Raw genomic sequence first — 14,393 nt, 5'->3', positions numbered from 1 at the left:
ATTACTACTTAAAATGAATAATCTTAAATTAATTGCTAATTTTAATAAAAAATTCAGTAATTTTATTAATAATCTATTAGAGAAAAATTTAAACAAGTTAAATGTTGATAACTTTAAAAATTTATTAATTAACAATAAAATATTTTTATCTATTGTCGCACTAATTATTTTATTTTTATCATATCTTTCATTCCCAAACATTCATAGTAAAGAGGATGTAGCTTTAGAAATTAAAAAAAATTTAAAAAACAAATTAAACTTAGAGTTTAATTTTCAAGAAGATTTAGATTATAAATTTTTACCAAGACCTCATTTTACTACAAATAATTCTTCAATTAATTCTGAAGAAGATAAAATTGCAGAAATAAAAAAACTTAAAGTTTATGTCTCTTTAGAAAATCTATTTTCTTTAAAAAATATAAAATTAAATCATGTCATCTTAGAAGAAGCAAATTTTAATTTAAACAAAGAAAATTATAATTTTTTTTATAATTTATTAGATGGTAATTTTAATGATTTTAAATTTGAAATATTAAAAAGTAATGTTTTTTTTAGAAGTTTAGAAAATGAAGTTTTATTTATTAATAATATCAAAAACGCAAAATATTTTTTCGATCCTAAAGAAATTAAAAATATGCTTTTTGCAAATAATGAGATATTTAACTTACCTTATTCAATCAAAGTTTTTGATAATAAAATTAAAAAAACAATACATTCTAAAATAAATATAGAAAGTTTAAGACTAGAAATAGACAATCAAACTTCATATGATGATGCAAATTATTCAGGTCTTTCAGAAATAAATTTATTAAACTCAAAAAACTTGTTTGAGTATCAATATAAAAATGATTTGTTTGAGTTTAAATTTTTTGATAAAAAACAAAATCCTGAGTTTTCTTATACAGGTAAATTTAATTTAAAGCCGTTTTACGCAAACATAACAGGTAATACGAATAAACTAGATCTTTCCTATTTGTTTTCGTCAAATGCGATTATTAAAGAGCTTCTAAAGACCAAAATTTTAAACAATAAAAATATTGATTTTTATTTAATTATTTCTGGAAACAGTATTAAACAATTTAATGATTTTAAAAATATTTTAATAAAATCTAAAATTCAAGAAGGTTTAATTGATATTGATAATTCCAAAATGACATGGAAAAACAATATTGATTTTGAGTTTTCAAATAGCTTAATATTTGTGAAAGAAGGAAAATTAATTCTAGATTCTAATGTTGAAATTAATATAAATAATACTGATGAGCTTTATAAATTTTTGCTTACTCCAAAAAAATTGAGAAAAAAAATTAGTAAAGTTAATGTTAGTTTAACCTACATGTTTGATGAAAAAAAAATCAAAGTTAATAATGTCAGGATAAACGGAAAAACACTTGAAAAATCTAATTATACTTTCGAAGATATTTTACTAAAAGAAAACAATCTACAAAATAAAATTTATTTTAAAAATTTACTGAATGATGCGATAAAAAATTACGCAGGATAAATCATTTTTCTAGGATCAACTATTTTTTCGTAGTCTTTTTCGCTAATTAATCCTGTTTTTAAGGTTTCATGTTTTAGTGTTGTGTTATTTTTTAAAGCTGTTTTTGCTATTTTTGCAGCATTATCATAACCAATATGAGGAGCCAATGCAGTTACTAACATTAAAGAATTATCTAAATGCTCCTTTATTTTCTTTTTATTAGCTTTAATTCCTTTAACACAATAAAGCGCAAAATTTTTTGTACTGTCTGCCAATAAGTCAATAGATTGTAAAATGTTATGGGCAATCAATGGCTTAAATACATTTAATTCAAAATGACCATGCGATCCTGCCATAGTAATTCCATTGTGATTTCCAATTACGTTAGCACATACCATTGTAACTGCTTCGCACTGAGTTGGATTTACTTTTCCAGGCATTATTGATGAGCCAGGTTCATTTTCAGGTAATATTAATTCTCCGTATCCAGCGCGAGGTCCAGATCCTAAAAACCTAATATCATTTGAAATTTTCATTAAAGCAACAGCGCATGTATTCAATGTTCCAGAGAAATTTACTATTGCATCGTGTGCTGCAAGTTCAGCAAATTTATTTGGTGCAGGTTTAAATTTTATTTTAGTAAATTTTGAAATTTCTTTAACAATTTTTTTATCAAAATTTTTTTTTGAGTTTATTCCTGTTCCAACAGCTGTTCCCCCTTGAGCTAAAAATAGAATTTCTTTTAATGCGTATTCGATTCTTTCAATACATTTTTTTAATTGAGCATGATATCCAGAAAACTCTTGACCAAGAGACAAAGGAGTTGCATCTTGAAGATGAGTTCTTCCAATTTTAACTATTTTTTTAAATTCTATAGATTTTTTCTTTAATTCTTTTTCTAAGATTTTTAAACTTGGCAACATTTTAGAAAAAGTTTGTGTCGCTACAGAAATGTGCATTGCAGTTGGAAAAACATCATTAGTAGATTGAGATTTGTTTACATGATCATTTGGATGTACAGGTTTTTTAGTTCCTTTCTTTCCCCCTAAAATTTCTATAGCTCTATTGGCAATTACCTCGTTTACATTCATGTTTGTTTGAGTTCCAGAGCCTGTTTGCCAAACTTTTAAAGGAAAATTTTCATCTAATTTTCCATTAATAACTTGATCTGAAGCATTGATAATTGCTTTTGAAATCTTACCACTAATTAATTTATCTTTAGCATGAACTATTGCTGCTGATCTTTTAATAATAGCAATAGATTTTATTATTGAGATATTTACTAAAATTTTACCAATGTTAAAAAATTTATTTGATCTCTGCGTTGAGGCACCCCAGTATTTATCATTGGGTACATTTATACTTCCAATACTGTCAAATTCTTTTCTTAATTTCATTGATTAATTTTTAAGTACAAATAATTATATTAATACAATAAATTTTTAAAAACTTACAGGAGCAATATGTCGAATTTTAGTAAAGTTGGAACTTTTATGAAAACCTTTGGTCAAGATGTTAAAACTAAGCCATCTTTTAGCACTGATAAGATAAATAAATTAAGATTAGATCTAATAAAAGAGGAGTTAGATGAGCTTACTGAAGCTATGAATAATAAAGATTTATTAGAAGTTGCTGATGCACTTACAGATATTTTGTATGTAACTTATGGGGCAGGACACGCTTTTGGAATAAATTTAGATAAATGTTTTGAAGAAGTTCAAAACTCAAATATGAGCAAATTAGATGAAAATGGAAAACCTATTTATAATGAAGCTGGAAAAGTTATGAAAGGTCCTAATTATTTTAAACCAGATCTAACTAAGTTTGTGAGTTAAATTTCTAGCTTAAAGTCAACTGCAGTAGCGCTATGAGTAATGCTTCCTATAGAAATTCTATTTACTCCTGTTGAGGCAATTGCTTTGACAGTTTTTAAATTAACATTTCCAGAAGCTTCTGTTTCGTAATACTTTTTAGCAATTTTAACTGCAGTTTTTAAATTTTTTAAATTCATATTATCTAGTAGAACAGTATTAAATTTTAACCCTAAAATTGATCTAAGTTGATTAATTGTATCAACTTCTACTGTAATTTTTTTTCCTTTTTTATTTTTTATTGCTTTTATAACTAAATTTTTTAAATCTGAACTTGCGATGTGATTGTCTTTGATTAGATATTCATCACTTAAATTAAATCTATGGTTCGTACCCCCTCCTAATTTCACAGCATACTTTTGAATTACTCTAAGATTTGGAATTGTTTTTCTAGTGCAACAAATTTTAGTTTTTTTTCCAGCTAATCTTACAAATTCATTCGTCTTTGTTGCTATACCAGAAATATGTGACAAAAAATTTAAAGCTACTCTTTCTGCAATTAAAATATTTTTTGCTTTACCTTTTATCAAAGCAACTAAGGAACCTTTTTTAATTCTCGAACCATCTTTTTTTTTAACAATAAATTTTATTTTATTATCAATTAAGGAAAAAGTTTGTTTAACAAATAATAATCCAGCAATAACTGCATTTTGATTTGATATTAATTTAACGGTTACAACCTTATCGTTATTAATTAATGCTGAAGTGATATCTCCTGAAGGATACAAATCTTCGTTTAGAGCCAACTTAACAGTACTTTTAATAAATTCTTTACTTAATTTAATTTTTGACACTTATATTATCTGCCAATAGCTGCCATTCTCTCTACAGATATTCTAGCTTTATCAATAGTTTCTTTGTCCATAATAATTTCGCCAGTTTCATTTTCCAAACAATCTAAAATTTTAGGTAAAGTAATTTTTTTCATATGCGGACACATATTGCATGGTTTAACAAAATCTACATTTGGATTTTCTATTTGAATGTTGTCACTCATTGAACATTCAGTAACCATCATTACTTTCTTTGGTTGATTATCTTTTACATATTTAATCATTCCAGAAGTGGATCCTGCAAAATCACTGGCTTCGATTACATCTGGTGGACACTCTGGGTGAGCAATAATTTTTATCCCAGGATTGTTTTTTCTAATATCTTCAATTTCTTTTTTATTAAATTGGTCGTGTACTATACAAATTCCTTTCCAGGATATAATTTCTACATCAGTTTGAGATGCAACATATTTTGCAAGATAATCATCAGGTAAAAATATAACTTTTTTTACTCCGAGAGATTTAACAATTTTAACTGCATTTGCTGATGTACAACAAACATCTGTTTCAGCTTTTACTTCAGCAGAAGTATTTACATATGAGACTACAGGTACTCCTGGATATTTTTCTTTAAGTAACCTTACATCTTTACCAGTAATTGAGGACGATAAAGAACAACCTGCATCCATATCGGGTAAAATTACTTTTTTATTTGGGCTCATTAACTTTGCAGTTTCAGCCATAAAGTGTACTCCTGCCATTAGAATTATATCTGCTGAAGTTTTTGAGGCTTCTATAGCTAGCGCAAGTGAGTCTGCGGAGAAATCAGCAACACCATGATAAATTTCTGGTGTTTGATAGTTGTGAGCTAAAATAACTGCGTTCTTTTCTTTTTTAAGTTTATTAATTTTATGTATATAAGGTGCGTGCACTGACCATTCTATTTCAGGTATAACCTTTGAAATTTTTTGGTAAATTGGATCTGTTGCTTTACGAACTTCTTGTGTAAATTCCATGAAGTTTTTTACCAATTTGAAACATACTTGTCATTCATTTATTATGAGACATATCGCGGTCGTGCTGAAATTGGTAGACAGGCACGGTTGAGGGCCGTGTGGACTAAGTCCATGAGAGTTCGAGTCTCTCCGACCGCACCAAATTTCAATTTTAACTAATCCATTCAGGTTTTTTTATACTTATTGAAGCTTCTTTAGTTTTAAATTCAAGTTTTTCATCAAAGTTTTCATCTAAAAATTTGATTAAAGCAAAGGGGTAATCATTATCTATTAACACTTTACCTATTTCATTTTCATTATTAAAAATACTTTCTCCTTCGTTTAATTTTCCATGAATTATGTTTATAGGCATTAATCTTTTTGAAAGTTTATTTTTTAATTTAATTCTAGCCGTGTTTTCTTGGCCTACGTAACAACCTTTTTTAAAATCAATTCCATTTAGTTCTTCAAAATTACACTCAATACCAAATAATTTGTCTTGCAATTTGTTTAAATCTTTTGGAACTATTCCTAGTTTATGACTTAAAGAATAGTATTCGTTTACATCTGTATCGTGGAGATCTAATTTTTTTAATGATAAGTAAAGTTTTTCTAAATTAATGATTAATCTTGCTCCTAATTGTTTATTTCTTGGATCTAAAAAAATAGGATCCTCTCTATATTTAATAGTAAATCCCGATTGATCTTTTGCTTCATCAAATTTCAAAAATTTTTCATAAGAAAAAGCTGCTACAACGAATTCATTACTTAGATTAAGAATTTCAACTTTGGATCTTAGTTTATAAAGAGATAACTGTTTAAACAACCCATCTGCTTGACGCTTTTCACAATCTAAAAGATACCCTGATTTATGTTTTACAATTATAAATTCATATAAAAATTTTCCCTGGGGAGTTAACAAAGATGCAAAACAACTATTATCTTCACTTACTTTATTTATGTCATTACTAATAAGATTTTGTAGAAAATCTTTTGAGTCTTCTCCATTTATATAAAGAATTGACCTATCCTCTAAAATGTAAACGTCTTTGATATTCATATTTGATTAAGTTATCATTTTAATATAATAACTTTTTCTTCAAATGTTAGATCTTATAATCAAAAATGGACAATGTTACATTGATGGTGAATTAAAAGATATCGATGTTGCAATAAAAGATGGAAAAATTCAAAAGATTGGTCAAATTTCAGATGATGCAAAAGAGACAATTAATGCTGAAGATCAAACGGTTCTACCTGGTTGTATAGATACACAAACACATTTTAGAGAACCTGGATCAACTGATACTGAAGATCTTCATTCAGGGAGTAGGGCAGCAATAGCAGGTGGGATAACCAGTGTATTTGAAATGCCAAACACTAACCCTCCAACTTCAAACATGAAAGAGTTTCAAAGAAAACTAGATCTTGCTAAAAATAGAATGTATTGCAATTACGCTTTTTACTTTGGTGCTACTGCTGATAATGCTGATGATTTAGCTAGTCTAAAAGATTTAGAAGGTTGTTGTGGAATTAAGCTTTTTGCTGGATCTTCCACAGGCAATTTATTAGTTGCTGAAGAAGATGACATAGATAAGGTTTTTCAAAATGCCTCCAAAGTCGTTGCGGTTCATTCTGAAGATGAAGCGATATTAAAAATTAATAAAAAATTAATTAAAGAGGGAGATGTCCATACACATCCAGTTTGGAGAAGTGCTGAATGTGCAATAGCATCAACTAGAAGAATTGTACGAATTGCAGAAAAACATAAGAAAAAAGCTCATGTTCTTCATATAACAACCAAAGAAGAAATTGACTTTCTTTCTCAACACAAGGGCAACATTACTTTTGAGATAACTCCCCAGCATTTAACTCTTTATGCTCCAAATTGTTATAACAAACTTGGAACATATGCTCAAATGAATCCACCATTAAGAGATAAGTCTCACTATGATAGATTATGGTATGGGGTAAGAAATAACTTTAATGATACCATTGGATCAGATCATGCGCCTCATTTAAAAGAAAATAAAGATAAAGTTTACCCAAATACTCCTTCAGGGATGCCAGGAGTTCAAACTTTAATGCCAGTAATGTTAAATCACATTAATGATGGAAAGCTAAGTTTAAATCAATTGATGAACTTTGTTTGTGAAAATCCAGTTAAAATTTTTGGAATTAAAAATAAAGGTTTTATAAAAGAAGGATATGATGCTGATTTTACAATTGTTGATATGAACAAAACAATTGAGATTAAAAATGAAAATATTGAGAGTAAATGTAAATGGTCACCATTTAATGGATTTAAATTTAAAGGAACACCCACACACACTATCATTGCAGGAAAAATTAAGATGCAAGATGGAAAAATTTTGGGAGATCCAGAAGGAACTCCTTTAAAATTTAGTTAAGCTTAACTGTAAAACTATTTACTAGAATTACACCTAATACAATTAAAAATAATCCTAATACTGCTTGCCAAGCTAAAGTTTGTTTAAAAAATATATATCCCAGTATAGCAATTGTAAAAATTCCCAAACCACTCCATGTTGCATAAACAATTGCAATTGGAAGTTTGTTTACAACAAAAGTTAATAAATAAAATGCACAAAGATAAAAAATTGATAAAGCAACTGTAGGTATAACTTTAGTAAAGTTTTGAGAAACTGGTAGCAACATTGTTCCAGCAACTTCACAAAAAATTGCAGCAATTAAAAATATATAAGTTTTAACCATTGTTTAAAATTTTATGATTTACTAAATCTTCTTTTATTTCATTCAATATTGCCGGATCATCTATTGTTGGTGGAATTTTATATTCAACACCATCTGCAATTTTTCTTATTGTTCCTCTTAAAATTTTTCCTGATCTTGTTTTTGGTAATCTTTTAATAACAATAACAGACTTAAATGCAGCAACAGGGCCAATTTTATCTCTAACCATTTGTACACATTCTTTAGAAACAGTTTCATTATCTTTCTCAACACCAGTTTTTAAAACTACTAAACCAATTGGTAATTGACCTTTTAATTTATCTGCTATTCCAAGTACTGCGCATTCAGCAACTGATTGATGTTCAGACAAAACTTCTTCAATTGCCCCAGTTGATAGTCTGTGACCAGCGACATTAATAATATCATCTGTTCTAGACATGATCCAAATATAGCCATCATCATCAATGTGACCTGCATCATATGTTTGATAATAACCTTCGTAATTAGTCATATAGTTTTCTTTGTATCTTTGATCAGCATTCCAAAGAGTTGGGAATGTTCCAGGAGGTAAAGGTAGTTTTACAACAATATCTCCCATTTCATTTGGTTTTGCTAAGAATTGGTCTGGTTTAATGATTTTGACATCATATCCAGGAACCGCTTTACAAGCTGAGCCATATTTTGTTTCCATCATTTCAATCCCTGTGCAATTCGAGCTGATTGCCCAACTTGTCTCAGTTTGCCACCAGTGGTCTATCACTGGAACCTTTAATAAATTTTCAGCCCACTTGATTGTATCTGGATCTGCTCTTTCTCCAGCAAGGAACAAGCTCTCAAAACTTGATAAATCATATTTAGAGAAAAATTTACCGTCAGGATCCTCCTTCTTGATAGCTCTAAATGCAGTTGGTGCAGTAAATAATGATTTTACTTTATAGTCTGAGATAATTTTCCAAAATGCTCCTGCATCAGGAGTTCCAACAGGCTTTCCTTCAAATAAAACTGTAGTACATCCTTTGAATAATGGAGCATAAACAATATAAGAGTGCCCAACAATCCATCCAATATCACTTGCTGACCACCAAATATCATCAGTATCAATATTGTAGATATTCTTCATTGTCCATTTAAGAGCAACAATATGGCCACCAGTATCTCTTACAATTCCTTTTGGCGTTCCAGTTGTCCCAGATGTATATAAGATGTAAGCAAACTCATTTGAATTCATCTGAACACAATCAGCATTTTTTGAATTTGAGACTGCTTCTTCCCAACTAATCTCTGTTGGAGCATTTAATTTGACTTCGTTTCCTGGTCTTTGGAATAAAATCATCTTTTCAATTTTATGATTTGCTATTTTTATTGCCTCATCTACTAGAGGCTTGTATTCAACTGTCCTTCCAGGCTCAAAACCACATGAAGCAGTTACTAATAACTTTGCTTTGCTGTCATCAATTCTGCTTGCAAGCTCATTTGAGGCAAATCCACCAAAGACAACTGAGTGTATTGCTCCAATTCTAGCACAAGCAAGCATAGCAATTACCGCTTCAGGGATCATTGGCATGTAAATGATTACTCTGTCTCCTTTATTTACACCTTGTTGTTTTAAGGCTCCTGCAAATTTTGATACTTTTGCCCTAAGTTCCTCATAAGTGAACTTAGATTTAATGCCTGTAATTGGACTATCGTAGATTAAAGCAGTTTTTTGACCCCTTCCTTGGTCAATGTGAATGTCTAGAGCATTATAACAAGTGTTAGTGACGCCATCTTCGAACCATTTATAGAAAGGAGGATTAGATTTATTTAAAATTTTTGTTGGTTTTTTAAACCAAAAGATATCTTCACTCGCTTCTTGCCAAAATTTTTCAGGGTTTTGAATGGAATTTTTGTAAATACTTTGAAATTTTTTTGACATTCTAATTTGATTCGATTTTCGTTATTTTTTTGGTTTTTAACTTATAAATTGTATTTAATTTTAAAAATTCAGTAAAATCAATGCAAATTAATGACAATTAAGTCTTCATAAAACTAATTTAATTTGCTATTTAACCCCAACTTTGGCTTAGGGTTACTTAAGTCTAGTTTATATAAACTAATAAATAAAAACTAACGAAGAGGGAGTTTTTTATGAAAAAACTTAAATTGTTTGCTCTTACAGTTGTTGCTCTTATGGGTGTAACTGGTGTTGCAAACGCTGAAACAGCTATGCTGGCTCAAGACGATTTCGTAGGTATTTCGTTTTGGTTAGTATCTATGGCTTGTTTAGCTGCTACTGTATTCTTTTTCTTAGAAAGAAGTTCAGTTCCAGCTGGATGGAGAGTTTCAATGACAGTTGCTGGTCTAGTAACTGGTATTGCATTCGTACACTACATGTACATGAGAGATGTATGGATCGCTACTGGTGACTCACCAACTGTATACAGATACATTGACTGGTTAATTACAGTGCCATTATTGATGTTAGAATTCTATTTTGTTCTAGCAGCAGTAAACAAATCAGACTCTGGAATTTTCTGGAGACTAATGATTGGTACATTAGTAATGCTAGTAGGTGGATACTTAGGAGAAGCTGGATACATCAACGCTACACTTGGTTTCATAATCGGTATGGCTGGTTGGGTATACATCTTATATGAAGTATTCTCTGGTGAAGCAGGTAAGAGAGCAGCGAAAAGTGGTAACAAATCACTTGTAACTGCTTTTGGTGCAATGAGAATGATCGTTACTGTAGGTTGGGCGATCTACCCATTAGGTTACATTTTTGGTTACCTAACAGGTGGTGTAGATGCTAACTCACTAAACGTGATTTACAACGCAGCTGACTTCTTGAACAAGATCGCTTTCGGTCTGATCATTTGGGCAGCAGCTATGCAACAACCTGGTAGAGCTAAGTAGTAGTTTTACTTAAAATTTAAAAAAGGGCAGGTACAATTTTGTACTTGCCCTTTTTTTTGCCTTAGGTAAAATTATGTATAGTTATTATACATATTATTTATTATGGAAGTAAAATTAGAAAAATGGCACAAATGCCAAGTTGATATGGAGGTTCTTAAAGAACTTTCAAAAAAATCTGACATCAAAGGACTTCAACATGTTTCAGTTTTTTTTGGATTGTTATTAATTACAGGAATTATGGCCTACATAACTTGGGGTACTTGGTGGTCTGCTTTTTGGTTTTTGGTTTATGGAAATATTTATGGTTTTTCAAATCCATTGTGGCATGAGACAGGTCATAAAACTGCGTTTAAATCAAAATCTTTAAATGAATTTTTTTATTACATTTCTTCTTATCTTTCTAATTTTGAACCATTAAGATGGAGATACACACACTTTGTTCATCATGGAAATACATATTCAACAGAAAATCCATTTGATCATGAAATTGAATATGGAAATAATTTAAAAGAAACACCAAAAAATTTAATAATGAATTTAATTCCTTTTATGGAACTTATTTATTTTAAAAAAAGTATTGCTTATGAAATTATTCAACATGCATTCGGAGTAAAAACAAAAGTAATGCAAGACTGTATTCCTGAAAACGCTCAATCAAAAGTTATTTTTAATTCTAGAGTTTTTGTTTCAATTTGGATTGCAATTATATTGTGGTCTTTACTTGCATCATCTTGGTTACCAGTTTTGTTTTTTTTATTGCCAAAATTTTATGGAAGAACTTTACACAAACTAGTTTCTTTTACTCAACATGCAGGTTTAGCAAGAAATATTAAAGATCATAGATATACAACTAGAGAAATGTATTTAAATCCTATTTTAAGCTTCTTATATTGGAAAATGGAGTATCATGTAACTCACCACATGTTTCCAACAGTTCCGTCTTATAATTTAGATAAACTTCATCATCACATTAAAGATCAATTACCAAGAACAAATGATGGTTTAACTGATGCTTATAGAGAAATTTTACCAGCTATAATGAAACAAACTGAAGACACTAGCTATTTTTTTAAAAAAGAAGTGCCAGAACCTCAGAACGCATAAATTTTACCAAGTATGTTTTACTTACTTGCTCATTTTAGATAAAAACCTATATATAACGCATGGCGAAAATTACTTACCACACACACGACAGTAAAACTCACACCATTGATATTCAAAATGGATTAACAGTGATGGAAGGTGCCGTTCAAAACGATATTCCAGGAATTGATGCAGATTGTGGGGGTGGAATGGCATGCGCTACTTGCCATGTGTATGTAAAAGAAGACTGGTTAGATAAACTTCCAACTAAAGAAGATGGTGAAGAGGATATGTTAGATATGGCATATGAACCGAAACAAAATAGTAGATTAAGTTGCCAATTGATTGTTTCAGATGAATTAGATGGTTTGGAAGTTACTATTCCAGAAAAGCAAGCCTAGATGAATAAAACAGATGTGTTAATTATTGGAGCAGGACCAACTGGTTTATTCTGTGCTCATCAACTTGGAATTATAGGACTTCAATGTCAAATCGTAGACAATCTTGATAAAGCAGGGGGGCAGTGTATCGAACTTTATCCTGATAAACCTATTTATGATATTCCAGCTGTACCAGAATGCACTGGAGAGGAATTAACAAATAATCTTCTTCAACAAATAAAACCTTTTAATGTTAAATTTCATTTAAATGAAAGAGTTGAGGAACTAAAAAAAGTTGAAAATCGTTGGCATGTTAAAACAAGTGGAAACCAAGAATTTGATGTAGCTGCAATTATTATTGCTGGGGGAGTTGGATCTTTTGAACCAAGAAAATTTCCAGTAAAAGAATGTGAAAAATTTGAAGGATCCTCATTATTTTATTCCATTAAAGATAAAACAATTTTTAAAGACAAAACTATCTCAATATTTGGAGGAGGAGACTCCGCACTAGATTGGGCTATAGAATTATCAAATACTTCTAAAGTTAATTTAATTCATAGACGTGATGGATTTAGTGGAGCTGAATCTAGTGTTCAAAAAGTGAAAGAATTAAATGATCAGGGAAAATTAAATTTGTACACCAAATATCAAATGGACTCTGTTAGTGGAGATAATCAAATTAGTACTGTGAAAATAAAACATGATGAAGGAGAAACAAAAGAATTACAATCTGATTATGTTCTTGGATTTTTTGGTTTGATTATGCAGCTAGGTCCTATTTTAAATTGGGGATTAAATATCAATAAAAAAACAGTTGAAGTAAATACTGAAAACTTTGAGACTAATGTTGATGGTATATTTGCAATTGGTGATATTTGTTCTTATCCAGGTAAATTAAAATTAATACTTTCAGGATTTCATGAAGGAGCTCTTGCTGCAAGAGGCTGTTTTAAGTACGTAAGACCAGATGAAAAATTAAGATTTGAATTCACTACCACATCAAAGGCTGCTCAAGAGAGACTTGGTGTAAAAAAATGATAGAGTTATTTTCTGCTAATACTCCAAATGGTTGGAAGATAGGTATTATGCTAGAAGAAATTGGTTATGAATACAAAGTAACTAAGATTGACATAGGAAACGACGAACAATTTAATACAGATTTTTTAAAGATAAGTCCATTTGGTAAAATTCCTGTAATTACTGATCATCAAAACAATAAAAGTATTTTCGAATCTGGTGCAATATTGATTTACCTAGGTGAAAAAAGTGGAAAATTTTATAATGAAAAAGATCGATTAGTGATTAATCAATGGTTAATGGCTCAAATGGGAACTATAGGTCCTATGATTGGTCAGCACCACCAGTTTCATCATTACAATCCTGGAAAAAGTGAATTCGGTGAACAAAGATATTTCAAAATTGCTAAAAGAATTTATGGAGAATTAGATACAAGATTAAAAGTTTCTAAGTTTCTAGCTGGAGATAATTATACTATTGCTGATATTGCAACATGGCCATGGTTAGCAAGACATGAATGGCATGATATTGGATTAAAAAATTATCAAAATTTATCTAGATGGTACCAAGAAATTTCTGAACGTGAAGCTGTTATAAGGGGTTATGCTTTTATGGACAAAGAAGCAATAATTCCAAAAATTTAATTAATCATCCACATGAACTTTTTCTTCTTTTTCATGCTTTTCTTGTGCAGCGATTGTGTATTTAGCAACCGGTCTTGCCATTAATCTTTTTAAACCAATTGGTTCAGCTGTATCTAAACAATACCCATAAGTATCATCCATAATTCTTCTTAAAGCTTTGTCGATTTCAGAAATTAATTTAATTTGTCTATTAATTGCTTTCATCTCAACATTTTTATCGATGTATGAACTTGCCTGATCTACTAGATCTGCTGAAATATTGTTATCATCCATACTTCCATTGTATAGAGCCTCATTGTTTGATTTAATTAATTCTTTCTTCCATTCATTTAATCTCATTCTAAAAAAAACTTTATGTTTTTCGCACATATATTTTTCAGTTTCTTTTGGAACATAAGTTTTTGAAACTTTTATAGGAACTTTTTTAGCTGGAGAAGCTGCAGTTTTCTTTGGCTTACTTGCAACTTTAGCTTTTGGTTTTGAAACTTTTTTCTTTGCTTTAGCAGTCTTTGGCATCGCTTAATTTTGAATGGTCGG

At 29.7% G+C, this 14,393-nt stretch carries 15 protein-coding genes and 1 tRNA gene; 9 read left to right on the top strand and 7 right to left on the bottom strand.

The features are described from left to right. Window positions 1–13: 13 nt before the first annotated feature. Window positions 14–1,504, top strand: coding sequence for an AsmA family protein (locus ACTTBK_RS04590; protein ID WP_440618787.1), 1,491 nt, complete (start codon window positions 14–16; stop codon window positions 1,502–1,504). Here ACTTBK_RS04590 and fumC read toward each other — a convergent pair. Continuing rightward, the gene (gene fumC / locus ACTTBK_RS04585; protein ID WP_440618785.1) at window positions 1,492–2,880 is read right to left on the bottom strand and encodes a class II fumarate hydratase; all 1,389 of its coding nucleotides are present in this window, start codon (window positions 2,878–2,880) and stop codon (window positions 1,492–1,494) included. The genes ACTTBK_RS04590 and fumC overlap by 13 nt on opposite strands. A gap of 66 nt (window positions 2,881–2,946) precedes the next feature. Here fumC and ACTTBK_RS04580 point away from each other — a divergent pair, with 66 nt between their 5' ends. Next, entirely contained in the window at window positions 2,947–3,318 is a 372-nt protein-coding gene (locus tag ACTTBK_RS04580; protein ID WP_440618783.1) for a phosphoribosyl-ATP diphosphatase, read from the top strand. Here ACTTBK_RS04580 and nadC read toward each other — a convergent pair. Beyond that, the gene (nadC, locus tag ACTTBK_RS04575; protein WP_440618781.1) at window positions 3,315–4,148 is read right to left on the bottom strand and encodes a carboxylating nicotinate-nucleotide diphosphorylase; all 834 of its coding nucleotides are present in this window, start codon (window positions 4,146–4,148) and stop codon (window positions 3,315–3,317) included. The genes ACTTBK_RS04580 and nadC overlap by 4 nt on opposite strands. 5 nt (window positions 4,149–4,153) lie before the next feature. After that, window positions 4,154–5,143 (bottom strand): quinolinate synthase NadA, encoded by a 990-nt coding sequence (gene nadA / locus ACTTBK_RS04570; protein WP_440618779.1) that lies wholly within the window; start codon window positions 5,141–5,143, stop codon window positions 4,154–4,156. 55 nt (window positions 5,144–5,198) lie between these two features. Between nadA and ACTTBK_RS04565 the strand changes: the two genes are divergently transcribed. Next, a tRNA-Leu gene (locus tag ACTTBK_RS04565) sits at window positions 5,199–5,284 on the top strand. Window positions 5,285–5,294: 10 nt separating this feature from the next. On the opposite strand, the gene ygfZ is transcribed toward ACTTBK_RS04565, so the two are convergent. Continuing rightward, the gene (ygfZ, locus tag ACTTBK_RS04560; RefSeq protein WP_440618777.1) at window positions 5,295–6,182 is read right to left on the bottom strand and encodes a CAF17-like 4Fe-4S cluster assembly/insertion protein YgfZ; all 888 of its coding nucleotides are present in this window, start codon (window positions 6,180–6,182) and stop codon (window positions 5,295–5,297) included. Window positions 6,183–6,225: 43 nt separating this feature from the next. Between ygfZ and ACTTBK_RS04555 the strand changes: the two genes are divergently transcribed. Beyond that, on the top strand, window positions 6,226–7,533 hold the full coding sequence (locus ACTTBK_RS04555; RefSeq protein ID WP_440618776.1) for a dihydroorotase: 1,308 nt from the start codon (window positions 6,226–6,228) through the stop codon (window positions 7,531–7,533). Here the strand turns inward: ACTTBK_RS04555 and ACTTBK_RS04550 are convergent. Further along, window positions 7,526–7,858, bottom strand: coding sequence for a DMT family transporter (locus ACTTBK_RS04550; RefSeq protein ID WP_440618775.1), 333 nt, complete (start codon window positions 7,856–7,858; stop codon window positions 7,526–7,528). The two genes, ACTTBK_RS04555 and ACTTBK_RS04550, sit on opposite strands and share 8 nt — an antisense overlap. Beyond that, window positions 7,851–9,752: a propionyl-CoA synthetase gene (locus tag ACTTBK_RS04545; protein ID WP_440618773.1), complete on the bottom strand. Its 1,902-nt coding sequence runs from the start codon at window positions 9,750–9,752 to the stop codon at window positions 7,851–7,853. The genes ACTTBK_RS04550 and ACTTBK_RS04545 overlap by 8 nt, the downstream gene beginning before the upstream one ends. Window positions 9,753–9,964: 212 nt before the next feature. Between ACTTBK_RS04545 and ACTTBK_RS04540 the strand changes: the two genes are divergently transcribed. The 5 genes from ACTTBK_RS04540 to ACTTBK_RS04520 all read left to right on the top strand — a co-directional run bounded on the left by ACTTBK_RS04540 (window position 9,965) and on the right by ACTTBK_RS04520 (window position 13,856). After that, window positions 9,965–10,732 (top strand): bacteriorhodopsin-like, encoded by a 768-nt coding sequence (locus ACTTBK_RS04540; RefSeq protein ID WP_262589654.1) that lies wholly within the window; start codon window positions 9,965–9,967, stop codon window positions 10,730–10,732. A 102-nt stretch (window positions 10,733–10,834) separates the two neighbouring features. Continuing rightward, window positions 10,835–11,836 (top strand): fatty acid desaturase, encoded by a 1,002-nt coding sequence (locus tag ACTTBK_RS04535; RefSeq protein WP_440618772.1) that lies wholly within the window; start codon window positions 10,835–10,837, stop codon window positions 11,834–11,836. A gap of 59 nt (window positions 11,837–11,895) precedes the next feature. Next, window positions 11,896–12,216, top strand: coding sequence for a 2Fe-2S iron-sulfur cluster-binding protein (locus tag ACTTBK_RS04530; RefSeq protein WP_440618771.1), 321 nt, complete (start codon window positions 11,896–11,898; stop codon window positions 12,214–12,216). Continuing rightward, window positions 12,217–13,233: an NAD(P)/FAD-dependent oxidoreductase gene (locus tag ACTTBK_RS04525; protein WP_440618770.1), complete on the top strand. Its 1,017-nt coding sequence runs from the start codon at window positions 12,217–12,219 to the stop codon at window positions 13,231–13,233. Further along, the gene (locus ACTTBK_RS04520; RefSeq protein ID WP_440618769.1) at window positions 13,230–13,856 is read left to right on the top strand and encodes a glutathione S-transferase family protein; all 627 of its coding nucleotides are present in this window, start codon (window positions 13,230–13,232) and stop codon (window positions 13,854–13,856) included. Before ACTTBK_RS04525 ends, ACTTBK_RS04520 begins: the two co-directional genes overlap by 4 nt. Here ACTTBK_RS04520 and ACTTBK_RS04515 read toward each other — a convergent pair whose 3' ends face one another. Beyond that, the gene (locus ACTTBK_RS04515; protein WP_440618768.1) at window positions 13,857–14,372 is read right to left on the bottom strand and encodes a TraR/DksA family transcriptional regulator; all 516 of its coding nucleotides are present in this window, start codon (window positions 14,370–14,372) and stop codon (window positions 13,857–13,859) included. It abuts the gene before it with no gap. Between the last annotated feature and the right edge of the window lie 21 nt (window positions 14,373–14,393).

This window comes from Candidatus Pelagibacter sp. HIMB1493 (assembly GCF_052047995.1).
Taxonomy (GTDB): domain Bacteria; phylum Pseudomonadota; class Alphaproteobacteria; order Pelagibacterales; family Pelagibacteraceae; genus Pelagibacter.
The sequence above is the reverse complement of the archived record's forward strand: the minus strand, read 5'-3'. Positions and strand labels throughout refer to the sequence as shown.